We start from the raw sequence: 23,766 nt of genomic DNA on the forward strand, positions 1-23,766 counted from the left end.
ATAGGGTCCCCCCGCGCATGGATAAGACCTACCAGCCGCACGCCATCGAAACTTCCTGGTACAACACCTGGGAGTCCGAGAATTACTTCGCCCCGCAAGGCGCGGGCAAGTCGTACACCATCATGATCCCGCCGCCGAACGTCACCGGCAGCCTGCACATGGGTCACGGCTTCAACAACGCGATCATGGACGCGCTGATCCGTTTCCGCCGCATGCAAGGCCGCAATACCCTGTGGCAGCCGGGCACCGACCACGCCGGTATCGCCACCCAGATGCTGGTGGAGCGCCAGCTCGAGGCCAAGGGCCAGAACCGTCACGACCTGGGCCGGGAAAAATTCCTCGAAAAAGTCTGGGAGTGGAAGGAACAGTCCGGCGGCAACATCAGCCGGCAGATCCGCCGCCTGGGCTCGTCGGTGGACTGGAGCCGCGAGCGCTTCACCATGGACGACGGCCTGTCCGAAGCGGTCAAGGAAGCCTTCGTGCGCCTGCATGAAGACGGCCTGATCTACCGCGGCAAGCGCCTGGTCAACTGGGACACCAAGCTGCACACGGCAATCTCCGACCTCGAAGTGGAAAACCACGACGAGAAAGGCCACCTGTGGAACCTGCGCTACCCGCTGGCCGACGGCGCCAAGACCGCCGAGGGCAAGGATCACCTGGTGGTCGCCACCACCCGTCCGGAAACCATGCTCGGCGACGTCGCCGTGGCGGTGAACCCGAACGACGAGCGCTACCAGGCACTGATCGGCAAGTTCGTCGAACTGCCGCTGATCGGCCGCCGTATCCCGATCATCGCCGACGACTACTGCGATCCGGAGTTCGGTACCGGCTGCGTGAAGATCACCCCGGCCCACGACTTCAACGACTATGAAGTCGGCAAGCGCCACAACCTGCCGCTGCTGAACATCTTCGACAAGAACGCGGTGATCCTCCCGGCCGCCCAGGTGTTCAACCTCGACGGCAGCGTCAACGAAGCCATCGACGGCAGCCTGCCGGCGCAGTACGCCGGTCTCGACCGTTTCGTCGCGCGCAAGCAGATCGTCGCCGACTTCGACGCCCTGGGCCTTCTGGTCAGCGTTGACGACCACGCCCTGAAAGTGCCGAAGGGCGACCGCTCCGGCACCGTCATCGAGCCGTGGCTGACCGACCAGTGGTACGTCTCCACCAAGCCGCTGGCCGAACCCGCCATCGCCGCCGTGGAAGACGGCCGCATCCAGTTCGTGCCGAAGCAGTACGAGAACATGTACTTCTCCTGGATGCGCGACATCCAGGACTGGTGCATCAGTCGCCAGCTGTGGTGGGGCCACCGCATTCCGGCCTGGTACGACGAGTCCGGCAAGGTCTACGTCGGCCGCAGCGAGGAAGAAGTCCGGGCGAAGAACGACCTCGGCGCCGACGTTGTCCTGACCCAGGACAACGACGTCCTCGACACCTGGTTCAGCTCCGGCCTGTGGACCTTCTCCACCCTCGGCTGGCCGCAGCAGACCGAATTCCTCAAGACCTTCCACTCCACCGACGTGCTGGTCACCGGCTTCGACATCATCTTCTTCTGGGTCGCCCGGATGATCATGCTGACCATGCACCTGGTGAAGAACGAGGACGGCACCCCGCAGGTACCGTTCAAGACCGTCTACGTCCATGGCCTGGTCCGCGACGGCCAGGGCCAGAAGATGTCCAAGTCCAAGGGCAACGTCCTCGACCCGCTGGACATCGTCGACGGCATCACCCTTGACGCCCTGCTGGAAAAACGCACCAGCGGCATGATGCAGCCCAAGCTCGCCGAGAAGATCGCCAAGCAGACCAAGGCCGAGTTCCCCGAAGGCATCGCCAGCTACGGCACCGACGCCCTGCGCTTCACCTTCTGCTCGCTGGCGTCCACCGGTCGCGACATCAAGTTCGACATGGGCCGCGTCGAGGGCTACCGCAACTTCTGCAACAAGATCTGGAACGCCGCCCGCTACGTGCTGGACAAGGGCGAGGACTGCGGACAGAACGGCGAGGCCTACGAGCTGTCGCTGGCCGACCGCTGGATCATCTCGCAGTTGCAGCGCACCGAAGCCGAAGTGACCCGCCAGCTGGAGCAGTTCCGCTTCGACCTGGCCGCCCAGGCCCTCTACGAGTTCATCTGGAACCAGTACTGCGACTGGTACCTGGAGCTGTCCAAGCCGGTCCTGTGGGACGAGAACGCCCCGGTCGAGCGCGCCCGCGGCACCCGTCGCACCCTGGTCCGCGTGCTGGAAGTGGCGCTGCGCCTGGCGCATCCGTTCATGCCGTTCATCACCGAGGAAATCTGGCAGCGCCTGGCGCCGCTGGCCGGCATCGACGGCAAGACCATCATGCTGCAGCCATGGCCTGAAGCGAACGAAAGCCGCATCGACAGCGCCGCCGAAAGCGACATCGAGTGGGTCAAGGAACTGATGCTGGGCGTGCGCAATATCCGCGCCGAGATGAACATCGGCCCGGGCAAACCGCTGCAGCTGTTCCTCAAGAACGCCACCGCCGAAGACCAGCGCCGCCTCGTCGAGAACGAAGCGCTGCTCAAGAAGCTGGCGAAGATCGAGTCGTTCACCGTGCTCGGCGAGCAGGACGAAGCCCCGCTCAGCGCCACCGCGCTGGTCGGCGACCTGCAAGTGCTGGTGCCGATGGCCGGCCTGATCGACAAGGACGCCGAACTGGCGCGCCTGAACAAGGAGATCCAGCGTCTGCAGGGCGAAGTCCAGCGCGTCGGCGGCAAACTGTCCAACGCTGCCTTCGTCGACAAGGCGCCGCCTGCGGTGATCGACAAGGAACGCGCCAAGCTGGCCGAGGCGGAACAGGCCCTGGCCAACTTCACCGAGCAGCACGCGCGTATCGCCGCCCTGTAACAGCAGAGGACCCCTGTAGGAGCGGGCTTGCCCGCGATAGCGTTCTCCAACGCCATCGCGGCCAAGCCCGCTTCTACATTCAATGACATGACCAAACCCGAAAAGCCCACCCTGCACCCGCGCAATCGCCACCAGGGTCGCTACGATTTCCCGCAGTTGATCAAGAGCTGCCCGGAGCTCGCGCGCTTCACCATCACCAACCCCTACGGCAAGCCAAGCATCGACTTCGCCGACCCGGAGGCGGTACGGGTGTTCAATCGCGCGCTGCTCAAGGCCCAGTACGGCATCCAGTTCTGGGACATTCCCGCCGACTACCTGTGCCCGCCGATCCCCGGGCGTGCCGACTACCTGCACGCCCTGGCCGACCTGCTGGCCGAGGACAACGCCGGTGAGATCCCCCGCGGTGCCCAGGTTCAGGCCCTGGACATCGGCGTCGGCGCCAACTGCATCTATCCGCTGTTGGGCAATGCCGATTACCGCTGGCGTTTCGTCGGCTCCGACATCGACCCGATCGCCCTCGCCTCGGCCAAGGCCATCGTCCAGGCCAATGGCCTGGGCAAGTTCATCGAGCTGCGCCAGCAGGGCAATCGCAAGCACATCCTCAGCGGCCTGCTGAACAACGAGGAACGCTTCGACCTGACTCTGTGCAACCCGCCCTTCCACGCCTCGCGCGAGGAAGCCACCCGCGGCAGCCAGCGCAAGTGGCGCGCCCTGGGCAAGGCGGATCCGAAGCGCAAGCTGCCGGTGCTGAACTTTGGCGGGCAGAACAACGAACTGTGGTGCGAAGGGGGCGAGATCCGCTTCGTCACCCAACTGGTCCAGGAGAGCAAGGCTCTGGGTCAGCAGGTGCTGTGGTTCAGCAGCCTGGTCTCGAAAGCGTCCAACCTGCCCGGTATCGAGGCGGCGCTGAAGAAAGCCGGGGCACTGGAGCAACGGGTGCTGGAGATGGGCCAGGGCCAGAAGCAGAGCCGCCTGGTGGCCTGGACCTTCCAGGATGCCCAGGCGCGCCGGCAATGGTGTCAGCAGCGCTTCACCAGAAAGTAGCTGGGGCCGCTGTGCTGCCCCACTACACCTGCAACAGGCATGAAAAAACCGCGTCGGGTTCGCACCCGACGCGGTTTTTTTCGAGCGGTCTACAAATTACTTGTTGACTGCGTCGGTCAGCACTTTGGCTGGTACGAACTTGACGACTTTCTTGGCAGCGATTTCGATGGCAGCGCCAGTCGAAGGGTTGCGGCCGGTACGGGCAGGACGCTCGGTGATTTTCAGCTTGCCAATGCCTGGCAGGGTGATTTCACTGCCGTTTTCCAGTTGATCGGCAACGATCTGGCCCAGTTGCTCCAGAGCGTTACGCGCGGTGGTTTTCGGCGCGTCGATAGCTTCAGCGATATCGGCGATCAGTTGGTCTTTGGTCAATGCCATGGTGGTGTTCCTTCCCTAATCAAATTCAGTGGGTTTGCAGAGTGCCGCGTCAGCCATCGATGCCGGCGCCGCGAATCGGCGGTGGCCGGGATACATCCTTTTTGCCAATCGCGTATGTAGATACCTAAAAATGCGTTTGGTTCGACGTGACGCCAGCGGTCTGCCAGCACTGCGCCTCACAGGGGGCGCAAGACCGGGCAAAACTACCACAGGAATAGATAAATATCCGCCTCGCCCGGCGCAAATCTTCAGGTTTTTCGGGGGTTTACACAAAATATCGCAAAAAACAGAACGAAAAACGAACAAGCCAGCCGCGCAGCCGCAGTCGAACCCCGTCCAGCCCTCGAGCTGGGTTACACTTGGCAACTTTGCCACGCCCCGCGCCACACCTTCATTGAGCCGAGAATTCCATGCCGATCCGTCATTGCATCGTCCACCTGATCGACAAGAAACCCGATGGCAGCCCCGCGGTACTGCACGCGCGCGATTCCGAACTGAGCGAGTCGACGGCTATCGAAAACCTCCTGGCCGACCTCAACGACAGCTATAACGCCAAGCAGGGCAAAGCCTGGGGCTTCTTCCACGCCGAGTCCGGCGCCCATCCGTTCAGCGGCTGGCTGAAGGAATACCTGGACAGCGAAAAGACCTTCACCGAGTTCAGCCGGGTCGCGGTGGAACATCTGCAGAAGCTGATGGAAGAGTCGAACCTGTCGGTGGGCGGCCACGTGCTGTTCGCCCACTACCAGCAAGGCATGACGGACTACCTGGCCATCGCCCTGCTGCATCACAGCGAAGGCGTGGCGGTGAACGCCGAGCTGGATGTCACCCCGTCGCGCCACCTCGACCTCAGCCAACTGCACCTGGCCGCCCGGATCAACATTTCCGAATGGCGCAACAACCAGAACTCGAAGCAGTACATCTCCTTCATCAAGGGCAAGAACGGCAAGAAGGTCTCGGACTACTTCCGTGACTTCATCGGCTGCCAGGAAGGGGTCGACGGCCCGGGGGAAACCCGCACCCTGCTCAAGGCCTTCAGCGACTTCGTCGAAAGCGAGGACCTGCCCGAAGAAGCCGCCCGCGAAAAGACCCAGACCCTGGTCGACTACGCCACCAGCCAGACCCGCGCCGGCGAGCCGGTGACCCTGGAAGAGCTGTCGGGCCTGATCGACGAGGACCGGCCCAAGGCGTTCTACGACCATATCCGCAACAAGGACTACGGCCTGTCGCCGGAGATCCCCGCGGACAAGCGCACCCTCAATCAATTCCGCCGCTTCACCGGGCGCGCCGAGGGCCTGTCGATCAGCTTCGAGGCGCACCTGCTCGGCTCGAAGATCGAATACGACGAGGAAGCCGGAACCCTGACCATCAAGGGCCTGCCGACCCAGCTCGCCGACCAGTTGAAGCGGCGCAAGGACTGAGCCACGGGCAAACCGTTGATCCGAACTGACATTTTTGTCAGTAGCGACGCCCCCGCCCTGCTGGCTAGCCTGAGCGCGTCTCTCACGCACTGAAGGTGCACGCCATGAAGACGCTGCTCAGCCTGTCGGGCTGCCTGCTGCTCACCCTGGCAACCGGCACTGCCCTCGCTGGCCCGGGGGAAGACACGGCAAGATCCCTGAATGAGCGTTATCGCAATCTCACCCGGGATTGCGGCGCCCCGTCGCAACCCGCGGTGCTCTGCGCCGGAGTGATCGTGCGGGCCACCGCGAGCCCGCAGTTCTGGGTGCCGGTCCAGAAGAACATCGCCAGCGGCGGCATCTCGGCGTCCTACCTGCGCCGGGACGCCAAGTTTCCGCACCTGGCCTATGACCGCAACAATGGCTTCACCCTGTTCCCGGTGTTCGCCAATCCAGCCTCGAACCGCTCCTACGAAGTGCTCTGCTCCTTCCCCCACGATGCCGGTACGGACAACCGCGCGGACCGCGGCTGCACCGATCACACGGCCAGCGCGACGGTGGAGAACTACTGCGACCTGATGGATGTCCGGACCGCACAAGCCTGGGTCAGGAGATTCGGCGCCAGCGCCAGGAACCATATCGATCTGTGTGGCTTCGACGTGCGCGACCGCCGTGACTCGTTCGCCGGGCCCGCCTTCATCGCGAGTCTCGAGGCACGCAACCTCGCCGGCGCGGCCCTGTTCCCGGTGCAGAACGAACTGCGCATCGCCACCTGGCAGAACAACCCACCATTCGAGCCGCCGGTGGAGAGCACCTTCTATACCATGCCACCCTCCTCCGCCACGTCGGGGCTGGAAAACGCCAGGGCGAACCAGATCGAGTGGTGGATCGCGACAAAACGCTACCTGCCGCTGGTAAGGCTTGACCTGCCACAGACCATGAGCGCCGACGCGGCCTTCGTCTACAACACCGCGGACCAGGCCATCCAGCCCACCACCGGGCCGAACACGTGCGCAACGTACTTCGACAGCGCGCGTTTCGAGGACCTTGCGGGCGTCCCCGGCCAGAAGAGTCTGGTCGTGGTGCCCAGCGCCTGCGGACGGGAGGTCAGGGATGACCAGACCAACAACTTCTTCAACGAACTGGTCGCCCGGCTTTACCGCGACCCGGCCTGGCAGGGCGCTTCGGCCTACAACGTGGAGCATGTGCTGAGCATGCGCCGGCAACTGACCTGCCATTTCGTCTACCGGCGTTATGCCCCGACGTGGACGCTGGAGCCCCACCGGGCCTTGATCGACATTCAGGCATCAGGCGCCAGGCAGTGCGACAACTGAGCCTGCGTGCAGCAGCCAATCCCGGCTCGCTGGTCACCTTCTCCCTCGTCAGGAGGTCCTCATGAAAACACTCATTCCCTCGTCGGTCGTGCTGAGCCTTATCCTCGGCGCATTGCCACTGGAGCACGCCAGCGCCGATCCGAACTGTTCCGACCCGATCCTCGAGACGAAATGGGCAGAAGTCGATGAACCGGTCGGCGGTTACTTCGCCGGCAAGTATCCCAGCCTGCAGATCCGCCTGAATCGCGCGGGCTGCACGATCTCGTCCGCCGATACCGAACAGATCTACCAGGAACTGCTCGCGCGACACTCGCAGGATGAAAAATGGATCACCAGCGACAGCCTGAAATACCAGCTGGCGTGCCTGCTGGACCTGACACCGCCACCCGATCCGATCACTCTGGAACCGATGCGCCGGGGTGTTTCGCTGGAGGCCTACAAGAAGATGAAGAACTGCAACACGCCCTGACGTCCGCGTGCCGGCAGGCCGCGAAGGAGGCCACGAGCGCCTCCTTCGCGCTCTTGCGCAGGGCCTTGATCAGGCGCTCGTGACGCAGTGCCTGGGACTTGTCCGGCCAGGCCTCGACATACACCAGCGCCACTGCCGGGCTGGTGCTGAAATAGCGCGCGCCGCGGCCCTTCTGGTGGGCGGCGAAGCGCCGTTCGGGGTTGTCGCTGATACCGCAGTACAACGAGCCGTTGGCGGCGCGTACCAGGTAGACGTACCAGGGTTTGGCGGGGGGCGGAACTTCGGTCACGGGCGAGAGAAACTGGCGGCTGAGGACGAACAGCTTACCCCCTCAACGCCCGCCCTGGAACGCGCGCAAGCCCTTCAACGCCTGCTGGCGCACCTTGTTCCGCAGCAGCGGCGTCCAGCCCAGCAGGACACCGGGTGCGCCCAGGGCCTGACGGGACCAGCGCCAGAAGTCGAAGATATCGTGGTGCTCGACGATCAGGCCGTCGCGCACGACGAAACTGGCGCGAATGTCGTTGATCACCGTGCGACCGGTCTGACTGAACAGGTAGGTCGCCACCCAGTGTGCCGAACCGCCGCGCTCGTCGGCGCGGACACTGTCGAAGGTCAGGGAAAAATCCTTGGCGCGGCTGGTGAGCATGCGCCACATGTCACCGGCATCCTTGCCGCGCAGGGTACCGAAGGCCGGGTCACTGAAGACGACGTCGGGGCTGTAGCAGGCGACCATGGCCTCGGCATCGAGGCGCTGGAAAGCCTGGTAGAAACGGGTGATCAGGGCACTGTTGGCATCGCTCATGACGGGTTCCATCACCGAAAGGCTGAGCGGAGCACGATAGTCCGCTCGAAGGCACAAGGCCAGCGCCATCGACCGGACGAATGGCGCGTCCTCAGATCCGCTCGCTGGTCACCTGCACATGCAGCGTGCGACCGGCCCGCAGACCGAAGAAGATCGCGCCGGCGCCGACGATCGCGAAGATCCAGCCGACCGCGCTCCAGCCACCGCTCAGGTCATGCACCAGGCCTACCGCGAAGGGCCCGAGCGAGGCCAGGGTGTAGCCGACGCCCTGGGCCATGCTCGACAGGTTGGCGGCGACGTGGGCGTCCCGCGAACGCAGCACGATCAGGGTCAGCGCCAGGGCGAACGTGCCGCCCTGGCCGATACCGAGCACCACCGCCCAGCCCCACAGGCCGCCGAGCGGCGCATACAGGCAACCGAACAGGCCGGCCAGGGTCAGCACCATCACCACCAGGATGGCGAGGCGCTGGTCCTTGCCGCGGGTGGCCAGCATCGGCGCGGTCAGGGCGCTGAGCAGTTGCACGATCACCGAGCCGGACAACACCAACCCCGCTTCCGTCGGACTGAGACCGCGGCCGATGAGAATCGACGGCAGCCAGCCGAAGACGATATAGGCCAGCGACGATTGCAGGCCCATGTACAGGGTCACCTGCCAGGCCAGCGGGTCGCGCCACAGACCGCGTACGCGGAAAGCGACACGGTGCGCACCGTGACCTTGCCGGGCTTGTGGCAGCCAGAACAGCGCCGCCAGCAGTGCCGGCACCAGCCAGAAGCCCAGGCCCAGCGACCAGTTGTCACCGAAGGCATGGCTCAAGGGCACGCTCGCCCCCGCCGCCAGCGCCGCGCCCAGGCACAGGGCCATGGTGTAGATGCCCATCAGCAGGCCCGCATGGGCCGGAAAATCCCGCTTGACGATACCCGGCAGCAATACGCCGATCACCCCGATGCTGGCCCCGGCGATCAGGCTGCCGACGAACAGGCCGATGCTGCCGAAGGCACTGCGCAAAGCGATACCGCCCGCCAGGCAGAGGAGAATCCCGAGAATCACCCGTTCGCTGCCGAAACGTCGCGCCAGCAGCGGCGCCAGCGGAGCGAACAGGCCGAGGCAGAGCACCGGCAGCGTGGTCAGCAAACCGGCCTGGGAACCGCTCAGGCCAAGGCTGCGGGACACCTCGCCCAGCAGCGGCGCCATGCTCGACAGGGCCGGACGCAGGTTCAGTGCCACCAGCACCAGGCCGAGCAGCAACAGCCAGGCCTGCGGCAGGCGGGTGGGCGGCTGAAGCTCGGCATCGTCGGCTTCGGCATCGATCAGCAGTTCGTCAAGCACCGGCCCCGGGGGCGCGAGCTTGGTGGGGAGGTCTTGGCCCATGGCAGTCTCGAAAGGTCAGGGTTCATTGATCAACGTCCGGCTCAGGGCCTTGGCCCGCTCCGGATCTTGTCGTTCGACGGCCTCGAGGATCGCTTCGTGCAGATCGAAAACCGCCTGGTTGCGCGGCAACCGGCTCATGCTGTGCTCCAGCTTCATCGCCACCACGCTGGAGAAATAGCGGTACAGCTCGCTCAACGCAGGGTTGTGCGCGGCATCCACGAGGCGTTGATGGAAGACCAGGTCGCAGCAGATGTAGTCGTTCAACTCACCGTGGAAGTGCATGCCGCTGCGATTCAGGGCTTCGCGCAGGCCGACCAGGTCCTGCTCGGTGCGGCGCAACGCCGCCAGGCCGATGGCTTCTGCTTCCAGCAGGTGGCGGGTTTCCCTGGCGTGCTCCAGGCTGCAGCCGGACATCGCCTGCATCGCCGAGAGCGGGTCGGAGGCGGTACGCAAATAGCTGCCATCGCCTTGACGCACTTCCACCAGCCCGCTGAACGCCAGCACGCGCATGGCTTCGCGCACGGTATTGCGGCTGATGCCCAGCTCGCTGGCCAGTTCCGGCTCGGTGGGCAGGCGCTGGCCGACGGCCCAGGCGCCGCTGGTGATGCGTTGGCGGAGTTGGTCGACGGCTTGTTCGACGAGGGAACGCTTGATGAGTTGAGGCATGAGGAGTTGTTACATCCAATCATCGGATGAATTGAGTGAAGGCAAGGGTAACTGCTTGTTTCAAAGAAATGCAAACTGGAGAGGGGTAGTGGGTGGTCGTCAGGACCTCATCGCGGGCAAGCCCGCTCCTACAGGGATTTGCAGTGATCTCATGATTTGCACTGTACCTGTAGGAGCGGGCTTGCCCGCGATGGGGGTCAAAGATCAGTTCAAGGCGTCAAGCAACGCCTGGTTCTGCTCTTCGGTACCGATGGTGATGCGCAGGAACTGATCAATCCGCGGCAGCTTGAAGTGACGCACGATCACGCCCTGCTCGCGCAGCGCGGCGGCAATCCCGGCGGCATCCTTGTGCGGATGACGGGCGAAGATGAAGTTGGCCGCCGACGGCAGTACTTCGAAGCCACGGGCATTCAGCTCGGCCACCAGCTTCTCGCGGCTGGCGATGACCTTGTTGCAGGTCGAGGCGAAGTATTCCTGGTCTTCGAACGCCGCGGTCGCGCCGACGATCGCCATGCGGTCCAGCGGATAGGAGTTGAAGCTGTTCTTGATCCGCTCCAGCGCCTCGATCAGGTCGGGATGGCCCACCGCCAGACCGACCCGCAGCCCGGCCAGCGAGCGCGACTTGGACAGGGTCTGGGTCACCAGCAGGTTCGGGTAGCGATCCACCAGGCTGATGGCGGTCTCGCCACCGAAGTCGATGTACGCCTCATCCACCACCACGACCGATTCGCTATTGGCCTGCAGCAGTTGCTCGATGGCCTCCAGGGCCAGCAGGCAGCCGGTCGGTGCGTTCGGGTTGGGGAAGATGATCCCCGCGTTGGCGCGGCGGTAGTCCTCGACACGAATCTGGAACTGCTCATCCAGCGCAACCGCCTCGAAGGGAATGCCGTACAAGCCGCAGTACACCGGGTAGAAGCTGTAGCTGATATCCGGGAACAGCAGCGGCGCGTCGTGCTGGAACAGGCCGTGGAAAATGTGCGCGAGCACTTCGTCCGAGCCGTTGCCGAGAAACACCTGGTTCGGCTGGACCTTGTAGTAGCGGGCCACGGCCTGCTTGAGCAGGTCGCTGTTGGGGTCCGGGTACAGGCGCAGGTTGTCGTTGAGCTCGCCGCGCATGGCTTCCAGCGCCTTGGGCGACGGGCCGTAGGGGTTCTCGTTGGTGTTGAGCTTGACCAGCTTGGTCAGCTTCGGCTGCTCGCCCGGGACGTAAGGCACCAGGCTCTTGACGAAGGGGCTCCAGAATTTGCTCATGTTCAGTTGCCCTCTTGGTCGGCAAGGATGCGGTATTCGGCACTGCGCGCGTGGGCGCTGAGGGATTCGCCACGAGCCAGGACCGATGCGGTCTTGCCCAGTTCGGAAGCGCCCTGTTCGGAGCAGAAGATGATCGACGAACGCTTCTGGAAGTCGTAGACCCCCAGCGGCGAGGAGAAGCGCGCGGTGCCGGAAGTCGGCAGCACGTGGTTGGGACCGGCGCAGTAGTCGCCCAGCGCTTCACTGGTGTGGCGGCCCATGAAGATCGCGCCGGCGTGACGGATCTTCGGCAGCCAGGCCTGCGGATCGGCCACCGACAGTTCCAGGTGCTCCGGCGCGATGCGATTGGCGACTTCCATCGCCTGCTCCATGTCGCGAACCTGGATCAGCGCGCCACGCCCGTCGATCGAGGTGCGGATGATCTCGGCACGATCCATGGTCGGCAGCAGCTTCTCGATGCTCGCGGCGACGCGGTCGAGGAACGCCGCATCCGGGCTGACCAGGATCGACTGCGCATCCTCGTCGTGCTCGGCCTGGGAGAACAGGTCCATGGCGATCCAGTCCGGGTCGGTCTGGCCGTCGCAGACCACGAGGATTTCCGAGGGGCCGGCGATCATGTCGATACCGACCTGGCCGAACACATGGCGCTTGGCGGTGGCGACGTAGATGTTGCCCGGACCGACCACCTTGTCCACCTGCGGTACGCTTTCGGTGCCATAGGCCAGGGCCGCGACCGCCTGGGCGCCACCGATGGTGAAGACGCGGTCGACACCGGCGATGCACGCCGCCGCCAGCACCAGCTCATTGACCTCGCCACGCGGGGTCGGCACTACCATCACCACTTCACCGACCCCGGCGACCTTGGCCGGAATAGCGTTCATCAGCACCGACGACGGATACGACGCCTTGCCGCCCGGCACGTACAGGCCGGCGCGGTCCAGCGGCGTGACCTTCTGGCCGAGCACGGTGCCGTCGGCCTCGGTGTAGCTCCAGGAGTCCTGCTTCTGCCGCTCGTGGTACAGGCGCACGCGCTCGGCGGCCTTCTCCAGGGCCTGGCGCTGCTCCACGGTGATGCGGGTCAGGGCCAGTTCCAGGCGCTCGCGGCCGAGAATCAGGTCATCGATGGATTTGGCTTCGACGCCGTCGAAGCGCTGGGTGAACTCCACCAGCGCCGCGTCGCCGCGCTCGCGCACGGCCTGGATGATGTCGAGTACCCGCTGGTTGACCGCGTCGTCGGACACGCTTTCCCAGCTCAGCAGATGATCCAGATGTCGGGCGAAATCCGGGTCAGCGGCATTGAGTCGGCGAATTGCAGTGGACGTGGTCATAGCTAAAGCCTCGGTAATTGGCGAATGTTCAGGCGCCCTGAAGCTACCAGTCCATCCGCGCGGGCACCCGAGATATTTGGCTATGACGCGGATAGACGGGCGCGACATGAAGTCGCGCACAGGGTCAGCCGCGGTGTCGCGACTCCACGGCCTGACGCAGGGTGTCGATCAGGCTCTGGATACGGGCGTGCTGCATCTTCATCGATGCCTTGTTGACCACCAGGCGGGAGCTGATGGTAGCGATGAGTTCCTGGGGCTCCAGGCCGTTGGCGCGCAGGGTGTTGCCGGTGTCGACGACGTCGATGATCTTGTCGGCGAGGTTGACCAGCGGCGCCAGTTCCATCGAGCCGTACAGCTTGATGATGTCGACCTGACGGCCCTGCTCGGCATAGTAGCGCTTGGCCACATTAACGAACTTGGTGGCGACCCGCAGGCGTCCCTTGGGCTCCGGCGCGCCGATGGCACCGGCGGTCATCAGCTTGCAGCGAGCGATGTTCAGGTCCAGCGGCTCGTACATGCCCTGGCCACCGTACTCCATCAGCACATCCTTGCCGGCCACACCCAGATCGGCGGCGCCATGCTCGACATAGGTCGGCACGTCGGTGGCCCGCACGATCAGCAGGCGCACATCGTCCTGGGTCGTGGGGATGATCAGTTTGCGGCTCTTGTCCGGATTCTCGGTCGGGACGATGCCGGCTTCCGCCAGCAACGGCAGGGTATCGTCGAGAATGCGGCCCTTGGACAGCGCGATGGTCAACATGGGAAACGTCGGTCCTTATGCGGCTTCAGCCGCCGGGCCCATGCAGGTACCCGACGGCGACAATTCAGCAAGTTCGTGGCGCGTCCCTGCGCCGCCAGCAGACTAGCCCGGTACGCGACGGATCTTCGCGCCCAGCATCTGCAGTTTTTCCTCGATGCACTCGTAACCACGGTCTATGTGGTAGATGCGGTCGATCAGGGTGTCGCCTTCGGCCACCAGGGCCGACAGCACCAGGCTGGCCGAGGCCCGCAGGTCGGTCGCCATCACTGGCGCGCCCTTCAGGGTCTTGGTCCCGGTGACGATGGCGGTGTTGCCCTCGACCTGGATCTGCGCGCCCATGCGGTGCATTTCGTAGACGTGCATGAAGCGGTTTTCGAAGATCGTCTCGATCACCGCGCCAGTGCCTTCGGCGATGGCGTTGAGGGAGATGAACTGCGCCTGCATGTCGGTCGGGAATGCCGGATACGGCGCGGTACGCAGGTTGACGGCTTTCGGCCGCTTGCCGTGCATGTCCAGTTCGATCCAGTCTTCGCCGGTGATGATTTCGGCGCCGGCTTCCTTGAGTTTCTCGAGGACGGCTTCGAGGATGGTCGGATCGGTGTCCTTGACCTTGACGCGACCACCGGTAACGGCGGCGGCAACCAGGTAGGTACCGGTCTCGATACGGTCGGGCATTACCCGATAGGTGGCCGAGCCCAGACGCTCGACGCCATCGATGGTGATGGTGTCGGTGCCGGCGCCCTGGATCTTCGCGCCCATGGCGATCAGGAAGTTGGCCAGGTCGACCACTTCAGGCTCACGCGCGGCGTTCTGCAGGACGCTGCGACCGCGGGCCAGGGCAGCCGCCATCATGATGTTCTCGGTGCCGGTCACGCTGACGGTATCGAAGAAGAAATGCGCGCCACGCAGGCCGCCTTCGGGGGCCTTGGCCTTGATGTAGCCGCCTTCCACTTCGATCTTCGCGCCCATGGCTTCGAGGCCGCGAATGTGCAGGTCGACCGGACGCGAACCGATGGCGCAACCGCCAGGCAGGGCCACTTCGGCCTCGCCGAAGCGGGCGACCATCGGGCCCAGTACCAGGATCGAGGCGCGCATGGTCTTCACCAGCTCGTAGGGCGCGACAAGGGTCTTGATGGTACGGGGGTCGATTTCCACCGAGAGCTTCTCGTCGATCACGGGCTCGATGCCCATGCGACCGAACAGCTCGATCATGGTGGTGATGTCGTGCAGGTGCGGCAGGTTGCCCACGGTGACCGGGCCGTCGCACAGCAGGGTGGCCGAGAGAATCGGCAGGGCCGCGTTCTTGGCACCGGAAATGCGGATTTCGCCGTCGAGGCGAGCGCCGCCAGTAATAATCAGTTTGTCCATTTGCAATCTCGCGCCAGTTGGCTCAGGTGCGCTCAGCCCAGGCTGCGCTGCTGAAAAATTTCATGGTGACCGCGTGGATACTGCCATCGGCGATCCACGGGTTCAGATGAGCATAGATCTGCTGCTGACGCTTGACAGGGCTCAGTGCCGCCAATTCGTCGCTGATCACGTTCAACTGGAAGTTGCAGCCCTCGCCTTCAACTTCGACCCGGGTTCCCGGCAACTTTTCTTCAAGGAAGCTCTTAACTTCTACGGCCTGCATGCTCAACCTCAATCGGCGCCCTGTGCGCGCGGGTCGGCCATCATACAAAAAAGCCCCTCGCCTGCGAACCCCGTAAACGAGGACTCTGACAGAGGGGCCGTGCTTTGTCGCGCTTGCTCACTGCAACGCGAGAATCTCGTCCAGCCCGTAGACCTCGGCGATCTCCCGCATGCCATGGGGCATGCCGCGGACTTCCAGGGCCTTGCCGGCGCCCTTGGCATCGCGCATGAAGGCCAGCAGCAGGGACAGGCCGACGCTGCTGGACATCTCCACCGCCGTGCAGTCCAGCACCAGCGCGGCAGCCGGGCTGGACGCGATCAGCGCCCTGCCCTGCTCGCGCAACTGCGGACCGGAGCGGTAGTCGAGGATGCCGGCCAGGCTCAATACCCCGGGCTCGGCCAATTGCACACTGCCACCCCTCATTGCGCCTGCTTCTCCGCGGCATCCTCGGTGACCGCCTTGGCCTTGGCGACTTCGCCAGCCCAGTTGTCGATGGTCTTGTCGAGGTCGTTGCCGTTGCGCTGCATGGCGTCGGCGAACTGGTCACGGAACAGCTTGCCGATGTTGATGCCGTTGACGATGACGTTACGCACTTTCCATTCGCCCTGGATCTTCTCCAGGGTGTAGGACACCGGATAGACGGCGCCATTGGTGCCGGTGACCTTCATGCCGACGCTGGTGCGATCGCCATCCTCGGGCTTGGCCGGATCCACGGTGATGCCCTGGTTGTTGTATTCCAGCAGGGCGTTGCCATAGAACTGCATCAGGCTGCGCTTGAAGTTTTCCTGGAAGCGCTGCATCTGATCAGGGGTCGCCCGTTTCGAATACTTCACGGTCATGATGCTTTTCGAGATGCCGTCGGCATCCACCACAGGACCGAGGATGCTGTTCATCGCGTCATAGAACGCACTCGGGTTGGCCCGGTACTGCTCCTTGTTGGACTTCAGGGCATCCAGCATTTGCGTGGTGGTGCCCTGAATCACATCACGGGCCGACTGGCCAGGTGCCGCAAGGGCCAGCATCGGCAGGGCAGCCAGCAGTACCAGCAAGCCACGGCGCAGGATCGAAATCATGGAAACTCCTTATTTAGCTTCTTTGCCTACGGTATTGAGCAGGAACTTGCCAATCAGATCCTCCAGCACCAACGCCGACTGGGTGTCATGGATGGTCCCGCCATCCTTGAGCACAGTGTCTTCCCCGCCGACGCTGATGCCGATGTACTTCTCGCCGAGCAAACCGGCGGTCAGGATCGATGCAGTGGAGTCGGAGGGCAGGTTGTCCACCCGTTTCTCCAGTTGCAGGGTCACCCGACCGGTGTAGGTATCGCGGTCCAGATCGATGGCAGTGACCTTGCCGATGGTCACACCGGCCATGGTCACTTTTGCTCTGACAGTCAAACCGGCGATATTGTCGAAATATGCATAAAGTTTATAGGTATCGCTGCTGGGGCTGGCGGACAGGCCGCTGACGCGCAGGGCCAGCAGGAGCAGCGCCAGGATCCCGGCCAGGAGGAACAGGCCGACACCGATTTCCAGGGTGCGGTTTTGCATCAGAAATCTCCAAACATCAGGGCGGTCAGAATAAAGTCCAGGCCCAGGACTGCCAACGAGGCGTAGACCACGGTCCTGGTGGTGGCTCGACTGATCCCCTCTGACGTGGGCTCGCAGTCATAGCCTTGAAATACGGCAATCCAGGTAACGACGAAGGCAAAGACGATGCTCTTGATGATGCCGTTGAGCACATCGTCGGTGAACGACACGCTGTTCTGCATGTTCGCCCAGAACGAGCCTTCATAGACCCCCAGCCAGTCCACGGCGACCCACGAACCGCCCCAGATACCGACCACGCTGAAGATCATTGCCAGCAGCGGCAGGGAAATGAAGCCGGCCCAGAGCCGCGGCGCAACGATGTACTTGAGCGGGTCGACACCGATCATTTCCAGGCTGGAGAGCTGCTCGGTGGATTTCATGTTGCCGATCTCGGCAGTCAGCGCGGAGCCGGCGCGCCCGGCGAACAGCAGCGCGGTGACCACCGGACCGAGCTCGCGCAGCAGGGTCAGGGCGACCATCTGCCCCACGGCCTGCTCCGAGCCGTACTTGGTGAGGATGCTGAAGCCCTGCAAGGCCAGGACCATGCCGATGAACACGCCGGAGACGACGATGATCGCCAGCGACAGCACGCCCACCGAGTACAGCTGGCGGACCAGCAGCTGGAAACCGCCGCCGATGCCACCACGCCCGACCAGCGCGTGCAGCAGGAACAGGCAGGAACGTCCCATCACCGCGACCACATCGATGGCCGAACGACCGAAACGGCGGATACGTTCGAGTAAGGATTTTCTGCGCATCTAACGCTTCCCCAGCAGATCGGCGCGATAGTCAGGCGCAGGAAAATGGAAAGGCACCGGACCGTCCGGGTCGCCCTTCATGAATTGGCGGATGCGCGGGTTGTCCGAATCCATCAGCTCGGCGGGCGTACCCTGGCCGAGCACCTGGCCGTCACCGACCACATAGATGTAGTCGGCGATGCTGGCGGTTTCCGCGAGGTCGTGGGACACCACGATGCTGGTGATGCCCAGGGCGTCGTTGAGCAGGCGGATCAGACGCACCAGAACGCCCATGGCGATCGGGTCCTGGCCCACGAACGGCTCGTCGTACATGAGGATCTGCGGATCCAGGGCAATCGCGCGGGCCAGCGCCACGCGGCGCTTCATGCCGCCGGAAAGCTCGTCCGGCATCAGCTCGATGGCGCCCCGCAGGCCGACGGCCTGGAGCTTCATCAGGACGATGTCGCGGATCATCTCTTCGGACAGCTTGGTGTGCACGCGCAGCGGAAAGGCGACGTTCTCGAACACGTCGAGGTCGGTGAACAGCGCGCCGCTCTGGAACAGCACGCCCATCTGCTTGCGGGCGTCGAACAGGTCACTGCGCGACAGTGTCGGCAGGTTCTGCCCCGCCACCCAGACTTCGCCACTGGCGGGCCGCAGTTGCGCGCCCATCAGGCGCAACAGCGTGGTCTTGCCACACCCGGAAGGCCCCATGATGCCGGTGACCTTGCCCTTGGGAATGCGTATGTCGACATTATTGAAGATGCTGCGCGAGCCGCGCTTGAAGGTCACGCCCTTCAACTCGACCGCGTAGGCGTTATCAACGCTCATCTAGACTCCTTGCGATGCAGCCTCGTCACTCAGACGCACGCCCCCTTCATGGAGGCACGCATGCATCGAGCGGGCCGAACTGGTGGCGAACTATAGCACCGCTGGCAAGCGCTTCCCAAGGCCATCGCGCGGCCTGTTCAGGCCCTGTACAGGCGTTTTCGGCTCATCCTTCCATGGAACCGGGAAGCGCCAAAACACTCCAAGGGGCCGCCGCCGGGTAATCCACAGGTGAGCCTTTCGCGCATAACCGCTATAATCCCGGCCTTTTCATCAGGCACCCGATTTTCGACATGAGCCAATCCACCGACCTGATCCAATCCGCACAGCGCACAATCCGTTATGAAATCGAAGCGGTGGAGGGCCTGCTGGCCCATATCGACGCCGATTTCGTCAAGGCCTGCGAACTGATCCTGGGCAGCAAGGGCCGTGTTGTCGTGGTGGGCATGGGCAAATCCGGACACATCGGCAACAAGATCGCCGCGACCCTGGCCAGTACCGGAACGCCGGCGTTCTTCGTGCATCCCGCGGAGGCCAGCCACGGCGACATGGGCATGATCACCCGGGACGACATCATCCTGGCCCTGTCCAACTCCGGCTCCACCGCCGAAATCGTCACCCTGCTGCCGCTGATCAAGCGCCTGGGCATCAAGCTGGTCAGCCTCACCGGCAATCCCGACTCACCGCTGGCCAAGGCCGCCGAGGTCAATCTCGACGCCCGCGTCGCCCAGGAAGCCTGCCCGCTGAACCTGGCGCCGACTTCCTCGACCACCGCCGCGCTGGTGCTCGGCGATGCCCTGGCCATCGCCCTGCTGGAAGCCCGCGGCTTCACCGCCGAGGACTTCGCCTTCTCGCACCCCGGCGGTGCCCTGGGCCGCCGCCTGCTGCTGAAGGTCGAGAACGTCATGCATGCGGGCGACGAACTGCCACAAGTGCAGCGCGGCACCCTGCTCAAGGACGCGCTGCTGGAAATGTCGCGCAAGGGCCTGGGCATGACCGTGGTGGCCGAGGCCGACGGTACCCTGGCCGGGATCTTCACCGACGGCGACCTGCGCCGCAGCCTCGATCGCAATATCGACGTGCACAAGACCCGCATCGAAGAAGTCATGACCGTCCATGGCAAGACCGCCCGGGCCGAGATGCTCGCGGCCGAAGCCCTGAAAATCATGGAAGACCACAAGATCAGCGCGCTGGTGGTGGTAGACAAGGCCGACCGTCCGGTCGGTGCCCTGAACATGCACGACCTGCTGCGCGCCGGAGTAATGTGATGAACACCCTGTTGCAACGCGGCAAAGCCATCAAGCTGGCGGTTTTCGACGTGGACGGCGTACTGACCGACGGTCGCCTGTACTTCCTCGAGGACGGCAGCGAATTCAAGACCTTCAACACCCTCGACGGCCAGGGCATCAAGATGCTGATGAACTCCGGGGTGACCACGGCGATCATCAGCGGCCGCAAGACCCCGGTGGTCGAGCGCCGGGCGAAGAACCTCGGCATCCCGCACCTGTACCAGGGCCGCGAGGACAAACTGGTGGTGCTGGACGAGCTTCTCGCCCAGCTCGGCCTAAGCTACGAAGAAGTCGCCTACCTGGGTGACGACCTGCCCGACCTGCCGGTGATCCGCCGGGTCGGCCTGGGGATGGCGGTCGCCAACGCTGCGGCGTTCGTCCGCGAGCACGCCCATGGCGTGACCCAGGCCCGCGGCGGAGAAGGCGCAGCCCGCGAATTCTGCGAGCTGATCCTGCAAGCCCAGGGCAACCTGGAAGCGGCAAACGCCCACTACCTGTAGAGCACGTCATGTTCAGCAAGAAGATCCGCCTGATTGCGCTGTTCGGCGCAATCGCCGCGTTGTTCGCGGCCATTGGCTACTGGAACATCAGTCCCGAGCGCTTCCTCGACCAGCCGGTTTCCCAGGTCGACGAAAGTGCCATCGACTACTACGCGATCAACGCCCACAGTGTGCAGTTCCTGCCCGACGGCAAGATGCAGTACGAGATGACCGCCGACAAGGTCGAGCACCTCAAGGCCAGCGAAGTCACCCTGCTGACCAAGCCGGACCTGCAGATGTACCGCGGCACGACTTTCCCCTGGCACGTGCAGAGCGAGCGCGGCGAGGTCAACCCCGATGGCACCGAGGTCGAGCTGATCGATTCGGTCCGGGTCGCGCGTACCGATGAACAGAACCGCACCACCATCATCACTTCCAGCCGCATGACGGTATTCCCGCAGAAGCAATATGCGCAAACCGAGCAAGACGTTAGAATCGACGGCGCCGGTGGCGTGACTACGGGCAAGGGAATGAAAGCGTATTTGAAAGACGGCAGGATGGACCTGCTGTCCAACGTAAGAGGACAGTATGAGGCTCGTTAAAACCCTCCCTTTTTTGCTCAGCCTGAGCGCAGCACTGGGAAGCGTGAATGCCTGGGCCCTGCCTACCGATCGCGACCAGCCCGTACGCATCCAGGCCGACCAAGCCCAGATGGACGACAAGAACAAGGTCGCCACCTACACCGGTGACGTGATCATCACCCAGGGCTCGATGATGATCAAAGGCAACGTCGTGACCATCACCCTGAACCAGGCTGGTGACATCGATACCGCAACCTCTGTGGGCAAGCCGGCTTATTTCGAACAGCAGCAGGACGCCGCCAAGCCGGACAAGATGCAGGGCTACGCCAAGCAGATCCAGTACCAGGCGGGCCGTGACCTCATCGTGCTGACCGACCAGGCCAAGGTGGTCAACGCCGGCAACACCACCGAAGGCGAGAAGATCGTCTACAACTCCAAGACCCAGGTCGCTACTGCCGGTCGCGGCGGCAAGGACATCCAGACACCACGTCAGCGTATCGACATGGTGATCCAGCCGAAGAAGAAGGCCGAGTAATGGCAACTCTCAAAGCCCAGCATCTGGCCAAGAGCTACAAGAGCCGGCAAGTCGTGCGTGACGTCAGCCTGTCCATCGACAGCGGCCAGATCGTCGGCCTGCTGGGGCCCAACGGCGCCGGCAAGACCACCTGCTTCTACATGATCGTCGGCCTGGTCCAGGCCGATCAGGGCCGCGTCCTGATCGACGACCTGGACGTCAGCCACCAGCCGATGCACGGTCGCGCCCGCGCCGGCATCGGCTATCTGCCGCAGGAAGCGTCGATCTTCCGCAAGCTGTCGGTGGCCGACAACATCATGGCCATCCTGGAAACCCGCAAGGACCTCGATCGCGATGGGCGCCGCAAGGAGCTGGAAAGCCTGCTGCAGGAATTCCACATCAGCCACATCCGCGACAACCTAGGCATGAGTCTGTCCGGTGGCGAGCGTCGCCGCGTGGAAATCGCCCGCGCCCTGGCGACCGCACCAAAGTTCATCCTGCTCGACGAACCCTTTGCCGGTGTCGACCCGATTTCGGTCGGCGACATCAAGCAGATCATCCACCACCTGAAGGCCAAGGGCATCGGCGTTCTGATCACCGACCACAACGTCCGTGAGACCCTGGATATCTGCGAAACCGCTTACATCGTCAACGATGGTCAACTGATCGCCGAAGGCGACTCGGAAACCATCCTGGCCAACCAGTTGGTGAAAGAGGTGTACCTCGGCCACGAGTTCCGCTTGTAGGTTCGAGGTCGTTGGAATGACCGGGCGCTGGCCTTAAGCCACTATTCGCGGCTTAATTGTTACAGCGCTCTAGGCAAACGCTACAATTTCAGGCATATATCTTGCTTAAAATTGGCGCCCCGCGTCCGTGTAGTAGATGGCGCATGCGCGCCGGCGAATAAGGTGTTAAGCCCCAGCCATGAAACCATCGCTCGTCCTAAGAATGGGCCAGCAACTGACGATGACCCCGCAGTTGCAACAGGCCATACGTCTGCTCCAGCTTTCCACGCTGGACCTGCAGCAGGAAATCCAGGAAGCCCTGGAGTCCAACCCGATGCTCGAACGTCAGGAAGAAGGCGACGACTTCGACAACAGCGACCCCATGGCCGACAACGCCGAGAGCAAGCCGGTCGCGGAAACGCAGGAAAGCAGCTTCGAACAGTCCGCACCGAGTGCGGAGAACCTCGAAGAAGGCGAATGGAACGAGCGCATCCCCAACGAACTGCCGGTCGACACTGCCTGGGAAGACATCTACCAGACCAGCGCCAGCAGCCTGCCCAGCAATGACGACGACGAGTGGGACTTCACCACCCGCACCTCGGCGGGCGAGAGCCTGCAGAGCCACCTGCTCTGGCAACTGAACCTGGCGCCGATGTCGGACACCGACCGGCTGATCGCCGTCACCCTGATCGACTGCATCAACAACCAGGGCTACCTCGACGAAACCCTGGAAGAAATCTGCGACTCCTTCGATCCCGAACTGGATATCGAGCTGGACGAGATCGAAGCCGTCCTGCACCGCATCCAGCAGTTCGAACCCGCCGGCATCGGCGCGCGCAACCTCGGCGAATGCCTGCTGCTGCAACTGCGTCAGCTGCCCGCCAATACGCCGTGGATGGGCGAAGCACAGCGCCTGGTCAGCGACTACATCGACCTGCTCGGCAGCCGTGACTACAGCCAGCTGATGCGCCGCATGAAGCTCAAGGAAGACGAACTGCGCCAGGTCATCGAACTGGTGCAGAGCCTCAATCCGCGCCCTGGCTCGCAGATCGAATCCAGCGAGCCCGAATACGTGGTTCCCGACGTGATCGTGCGCAAGGACAACGAGCGCTGGCTGGTGGAACTCAACCAGGAAGCAGTACCGCGCCTGCGGGTCAACCCGCAGTACGCCGGTTTCGTCCGCCGCGCCGACACCAGCGCCGACAACACCTTCATGCGCAACCAGTTGCAGGAAGCGCGCTGGTTCATCAAGAGCCTGCAGAGCCGTAACGAAACCCTGATGAAGGTGGCGACCCAGATCGTCGAGCACCAGCGCGGTTTCCTCGACCATGGCGACGAGGCCATGAAGCCGCTGGTCCTGCACGACATCGCCGAGGCGGTGGGCATGCACGAATCGACCATCTCCCGGGTGACCACGCAGAAATACATGCACACGCCCCGCGGAATCTATGAGCTGAAGTACTTTTTCTCCAGCCATGTGAGCACCTCCGAAGGGGGGGAATGCTCCTCCACCGCTATCCGCGCGATCATCAAGAAACTGGTTGCCGCGGAAAATCAGAAAAAGCCATTGAGTGACAGCAAGATCGCTGGTTTACTGGAGGCACAAGGCATCCAGGTAGCACGTCGCACCGTCGCCAAGTACCGCGAGTCGCTCGGCATCGCACCCTCGAGTGAACGCAAGCGATTGATGTGACAGTTCCTGAGATGTGCCATCGCAATTCAGTGGCAGGCG

The 23,766-nt window shown here is 63.6% G+C and carries 26 protein-coding genes; 11 read left to right on the forward strand and 15 right to left on the reverse strand.

Features of this window, described 5'->3' with window-relative positions; genetic code table 11:
- Window positions 1-17 precede the first annotated feature (17 nt).
- Both RTI28_RS03735 and rlmF read left to right on the forward strand, forming a co-directional pair.
- Entirely contained in the window at window positions 18-2,864 is a 2,847-nt protein-coding gene (locus RTI28_RS03735; RefSeq protein ID WP_316919195.1) for a valine--tRNA ligase, read from the forward strand.
- Between the two features lie 87 nt (window positions 2,865-2,951).
- Window positions 2,952-3,908 (forward strand): 23S rRNA (adenine(1618)-N(6))-methyltransferase RlmF, encoded by a 957-nt coding sequence (gene rlmF, locus RTI28_RS03740; protein ID WP_316919196.1) that lies wholly within the window; start codon window positions 2,952-2,954, stop codon window positions 3,906-3,908.
- Window positions 3,909-4,004: 96 nt separating this feature from the next.
- Here the strand turns inward: rlmF and RTI28_RS03745 are convergent, their stop codons facing one another.
- Window positions 4,005-4,286: an HU family DNA-binding protein gene (locus RTI28_RS03745; RefSeq protein ID WP_009398256.1), complete on the reverse strand. Its 282-nt coding sequence runs from the start codon at window positions 4,284-4,286 to the stop codon at window positions 4,005-4,007.
- A 410-nt stretch (window positions 4,287-4,696) separates the two neighbouring features.
- On the opposite strand from RTI28_RS03745, the gene yejK reads away from it, so the two are divergent.
- From yejK to RTI28_RS03760, 3 genes are all read left to right on the forward strand, one after another.
- Window positions 4,697-5,704 (forward strand): nucleoid-associated protein YejK, encoded by a 1,008-nt coding sequence (yejK, locus tag RTI28_RS03750; protein ID WP_042120719.1) that lies wholly within the window; start codon window positions 4,697-4,699, stop codon window positions 5,702-5,704.
- A gap of 104 nt (window positions 5,705-5,808) precedes the next feature.
- A complete protein-coding gene (locus RTI28_RS03755) occupies window positions 5,809-7,017 on the forward strand; it encodes a DUF2599 domain-containing protein (protein WP_316919197.1) in 1,209 nt (402 codons plus the stop codon).
- Between the two features lie 61 nt (window positions 7,018-7,078).
- The gene (locus RTI28_RS03760; RefSeq protein ID WP_316919198.1) at window positions 7,079-7,486 is read left to right on the forward strand and encodes a hypothetical protein; all 408 of its coding nucleotides are present in this window, start codon (window positions 7,079-7,081) and stop codon (window positions 7,484-7,486) included.
- On the opposite strand, the gene RTI28_RS03765 is transcribed toward RTI28_RS03760, so the two are convergent.
- The 14 genes from RTI28_RS03765 to RTI28_RS03830 form a co-directional block, all read right to left on the reverse strand.
- Entirely contained in the window at window positions 7,413-7,775 is a 363-nt protein-coding gene (locus RTI28_RS03765) for a GIY-YIG nuclease family protein (RefSeq protein WP_316919199.1), read from the reverse strand. The genes RTI28_RS03760 and RTI28_RS03765 overlap by 74 nt on opposite strands.
- A gap of 42 nt (window positions 7,776-7,817) precedes the next feature.
- Entirely contained in the window at window positions 7,818-8,288 is a 471-nt protein-coding gene (locus RTI28_RS03770) for a nuclear transport factor 2 family protein (RefSeq protein WP_316919200.1), read from the reverse strand.
- 91 nt (window positions 8,289-8,379) lie between these two features.
- A complete protein-coding gene (locus tag RTI28_RS03775; protein WP_316919201.1) occupies window positions 8,380-9,657 on the reverse strand; it encodes an MFS transporter in 1,278 nt (425 codons plus the stop codon).
- Between the two features lie 15 nt (window positions 9,658-9,672).
- A complete protein-coding gene (locus RTI28_RS03780) occupies window positions 9,673-10,323 on the reverse strand; it encodes a FadR/GntR family transcriptional regulator (protein ID WP_316919202.1) in 651 nt (216 codons plus the stop codon).
- A 204-nt stretch (window positions 10,324-10,527) separates the two neighbouring features.
- Entirely contained in the window at window positions 10,528-11,574 is a 1,047-nt protein-coding gene (hisC, locus tag RTI28_RS03785) for a histidinol-phosphate transaminase (RefSeq protein ID WP_316919203.1), read from the reverse strand.
- Between the two features lie 2 nt (window positions 11,575-11,576).
- A complete protein-coding gene (gene hisD / locus RTI28_RS03790; RefSeq protein WP_316919204.1) occupies window positions 11,577-12,902 on the reverse strand; it encodes a histidinol dehydrogenase in 1,326 nt (441 codons plus the stop codon).
- Between the two features lie 124 nt (window positions 12,903-13,026).
- Window positions 13,027-13,662 carry an ATP phosphoribosyltransferase gene (hisG, locus tag RTI28_RS03795; RefSeq protein ID WP_009398242.1) on the reverse strand — a complete coding sequence of 212 codons (636 nt, stop codon included), beginning with the start codon at window positions 13,660-13,662 and terminating at the stop codon, window positions 13,027-13,029.
- A 102-nt stretch (window positions 13,663-13,764) separates the two neighbouring features.
- A complete protein-coding gene (murA, locus tag RTI28_RS03800; RefSeq protein WP_042120731.1) occupies window positions 13,765-15,030 on the reverse strand; it encodes a UDP-N-acetylglucosamine 1-carboxyvinyltransferase in 1,266 nt (421 codons plus the stop codon).
- Between the two features lie 22 nt (window positions 15,031-15,052).
- Window positions 15,053-15,292, reverse strand: coding sequence for a BolA family protein (locus RTI28_RS03805; protein WP_042120732.1), 240 nt, complete (start codon window positions 15,290-15,292; stop codon window positions 15,053-15,055).
- 117 nt (window positions 15,293-15,409) lie between these two features.
- Window positions 15,410-15,715: an STAS domain-containing protein gene (locus RTI28_RS03810; protein WP_316919205.1), complete on the reverse strand. Its 306-nt coding sequence runs from the start codon at window positions 15,713-15,715 to the stop codon at window positions 15,410-15,412.
- The gene (locus tag RTI28_RS03815; RefSeq protein ID WP_316919206.1) at window positions 15,712-16,365 is read right to left on the reverse strand and encodes an ABC transporter substrate-binding protein; all 654 of its coding nucleotides are present in this window, start codon (window positions 16,363-16,365) and stop codon (window positions 15,712-15,714) included. The genes RTI28_RS03810 and RTI28_RS03815 overlap by 4 nt, the downstream gene beginning before the upstream one ends.
- 9 nt (window positions 16,366-16,374) lie before the next feature.
- Window positions 16,375-16,842: an outer membrane lipid asymmetry maintenance protein MlaD gene (gene mlaD, locus RTI28_RS03820; RefSeq protein ID WP_316919207.1), complete on the reverse strand. Its 468-nt coding sequence runs from the start codon at window positions 16,840-16,842 to the stop codon at window positions 16,375-16,377.
- Window positions 16,842-17,639 carry a lipid asymmetry maintenance ABC transporter permease subunit MlaE gene (mlaE, locus tag RTI28_RS03825; RefSeq protein WP_316919208.1) on the reverse strand — a complete coding sequence of 266 codons (798 nt, stop codon included), beginning with the start codon at window positions 17,637-17,639 and terminating at the stop codon, window positions 16,842-16,844. Before mlaE ends, mlaD begins: the two co-directional genes overlap by 1 nt.
- Window positions 17,640-18,449: an ATP-binding cassette domain-containing protein gene (locus RTI28_RS03830; protein WP_316919209.1), complete on the reverse strand. Its 810-nt coding sequence runs from the start codon at window positions 18,447-18,449 to the stop codon at window positions 17,640-17,642.
- 290 nt (window positions 18,450-18,739) lie between these two features.
- On the opposite strand from RTI28_RS03830, the gene RTI28_RS03835 reads away from it, so the two are divergent.
- The 6 genes from RTI28_RS03835 to RTI28_RS03860 all read left to right on the forward strand — a co-directional run bounded on the left by RTI28_RS03835 (window position 18,740) and on the right by RTI28_RS03860 (window position 23,727).
- Window positions 18,740-19,714: a KpsF/GutQ family sugar-phosphate isomerase gene (locus RTI28_RS03835; protein WP_316919210.1), complete on the forward strand. Its 975-nt coding sequence runs from the start codon at window positions 18,740-18,742 to the stop codon at window positions 19,712-19,714.
- The gene (locus tag RTI28_RS03840; protein ID WP_042120742.1) at window positions 19,714-20,235 is read left to right on the forward strand and encodes a KdsC family phosphatase; all 522 of its coding nucleotides are present in this window, start codon (window positions 19,714-19,716) and stop codon (window positions 20,233-20,235) included. The genes RTI28_RS03835 and RTI28_RS03840 overlap by 1 nt, the downstream gene beginning before the upstream one ends.
- Window positions 20,236-20,243: 8 nt before the next feature.
- Window positions 20,244-20,816 carry an LPS export ABC transporter periplasmic protein LptC gene (gene lptC, locus RTI28_RS03845; RefSeq protein WP_316919211.1) on the forward strand — a complete coding sequence of 191 codons (573 nt, stop codon included), beginning with the start codon at window positions 20,244-20,246 and terminating at the stop codon, window positions 20,814-20,816.
- Window positions 20,803-21,330, forward strand: coding sequence for a lipopolysaccharide transport periplasmic protein LptA (gene lptA, locus RTI28_RS03850; RefSeq protein WP_316919212.1), 528 nt, complete (start codon window positions 20,803-20,805; stop codon window positions 21,328-21,330). The genes lptC and lptA overlap by 14 nt, the downstream gene beginning before the upstream one ends.
- Window positions 21,330-22,055: an LPS export ABC transporter ATP-binding protein gene (lptB, locus tag RTI28_RS03855; protein ID WP_042120746.1), complete on the forward strand. Its 726-nt coding sequence runs from the start codon at window positions 21,330-21,332 to the stop codon at window positions 22,053-22,055. The genes lptA and lptB overlap by 1 nt, the downstream gene beginning before the upstream one ends.
- Before the next feature lie 178 nt (window positions 22,056-22,233).
- Window positions 22,234-23,727, forward strand: a complete 1,494-nt coding sequence (locus tag RTI28_RS03860; RefSeq protein WP_316919213.1) for an RNA polymerase factor sigma-54 — start codon at window positions 22,234-22,236, stop codon at window positions 23,725-23,727.
- Window positions 23,728-23,766 lie beyond the last annotated feature (39 nt).

The organism is Pseudomonas sp. zfem002, assembly GCF_032621685.1.
Lineage (GTDB): Bacteria > Pseudomonadota > Gammaproteobacteria > Pseudomonadales > Pseudomonadaceae > Aquipseudomonas > Aquipseudomonas japonica.

Coding starts and splice junctions, on each gene's coding strand:
- RTI28_RS03770 (WP_316919200.1), bottom strand. CDS start 8,288: ATGAGCGATGCCAACAGTGCCCTGATCACCCGTTTCTACCAGGCTTTC.
- hisC (WP_316919203.1), bottom strand. CDS start 11,574: ATGAGCAAATTCTGGAGCCCCTTCGTCAAGAGCCTGGTGCCTTACGTC.
- hisD (WP_316919204.1), bottom strand. CDS start 12,902: ATGACCACGTCCACTGCAATTCGCCGACTCAATGCCGCTGACCCGGAT.
- RTI28_RS03805 (WP_042120732.1), bottom strand. CDS start 15,292: ATGCAGGCCGTAGAAGTTAAGAGCTTCCTTGAAGAAAAGTTGCCGGGA.
- lptB (WP_042120746.1), top strand. CDS start 21,330: ATGGCAACTCTCAAAGCCCAGCATCTGGCCAAGAGCTACAAGAGCCGG.
- RTI28_RS03755 (WP_316919197.1), top strand. CDS start 5,809: ATGAAGACGCTGCTCAGCCTGTCGGGCTGCCTGCTGCTCACCCTGGCA.
- mlaD (WP_316919207.1), bottom strand. CDS start 16,842: ATGCAAAACCGCACCCTGGAAATCGGTGTCGGCCTGTTCCTCCTGGCC.
- lptC (WP_316919211.1), top strand. CDS start 20,244: ATGTTCAGCAAGAAGATCCGCCTGATTGCGCTGTTCGGCGCAATCGCC.
- RTI28_RS03815 (WP_316919206.1), bottom strand. CDS start 16,365: ATGATTTCGATCCTGCGCCGTGGCTTGCTGGTACTGCTGGCTGCCCTG.
- RTI28_RS03760 (WP_316919198.1), top strand. CDS start 7,079: ATGAAAACACTCATTCCCTCGTCGGTCGTGCTGAGCCTTATCCTCGGC.
- RTI28_RS03735 (WP_316919195.1), top strand. CDS start 18: ATGGATAAGACCTACCAGCCGCACGCCATCGAAACTTCCTGGTACAAC.
- rlmF (WP_316919196.1), top strand. CDS start 2,952: ATGACCAAACCCGAAAAGCCCACCCTGCACCCGCGCAATCGCCACCAG.
- RTI28_RS03775 (WP_316919201.1), bottom strand. CDS start 9,657: ATGGGCCAAGACCTCCCCACCAAGCTCGCGCCCCCGGGGCCGGTGCTT.
- RTI28_RS03830 (WP_316919209.1), bottom strand. CDS start 18,449: ATGAGCGTTGATAACGCCTACGCGGTCGAGTTGAAGGGCGTGACCTTC.
- RTI28_RS03860 (WP_316919213.1), top strand. CDS start 22,234: ATGAAACCATCGCTCGTCCTAAGAATGGGCCAGCAACTGACGATGACC.
- yejK (WP_042120719.1), top strand. CDS start 4,697: ATGCCGATCCGTCATTGCATCGTCCACCTGATCGACAAGAAACCCGAT.
- murA (WP_042120731.1), bottom strand. CDS start 15,030: ATGGACAAACTGATTATTACTGGCGGCGCTCGCCTCGACGGCGAAATC.
- hisG (WP_009398242.1), bottom strand. CDS start 13,662: ATGTTGACCATCGCGCTGTCCAAGGGCCGCATTCTCGACGATACCCTG.
- RTI28_RS03835 (WP_316919210.1), top strand. CDS start 18,740: ATGAGCCAATCCACCGACCTGATCCAATCCGCACAGCGCACAATCCGT.
- RTI28_RS03840 (WP_042120742.1), top strand. CDS start 19,714: ATGAACACCCTGTTGCAACGCGGCAAAGCCATCAAGCTGGCGGTTTTC.
- RTI28_RS03745 (WP_009398256.1), bottom strand. CDS start 4,286: ATGGCATTGACCAAAGACCAACTGATCGCCGATATCGCTGAAGCTATC.
- RTI28_RS03780 (WP_316919202.1), bottom strand. CDS start 10,323: ATGCCTCAACTCATCAAGCGTTCCCTCGTCGAACAAGCCGTCGACCAA.
- lptA (WP_316919212.1), top strand. CDS start 20,803: ATGAGGCTCGTTAAAACCCTCCCTTTTTTGCTCAGCCTGAGCGCAGCA.
- RTI28_RS03810 (WP_316919205.1), bottom strand. CDS start 15,715: ATGAGGGGTGGCAGTGTGCAATTGGCCGAGCCCGGGGTATTGAGCCTG.
- mlaE (WP_316919208.1), bottom strand. CDS start 17,639: ATGCGCAGAAAATCCTTACTCGAACGTATCCGCCGTTTCGGTCGTTCG.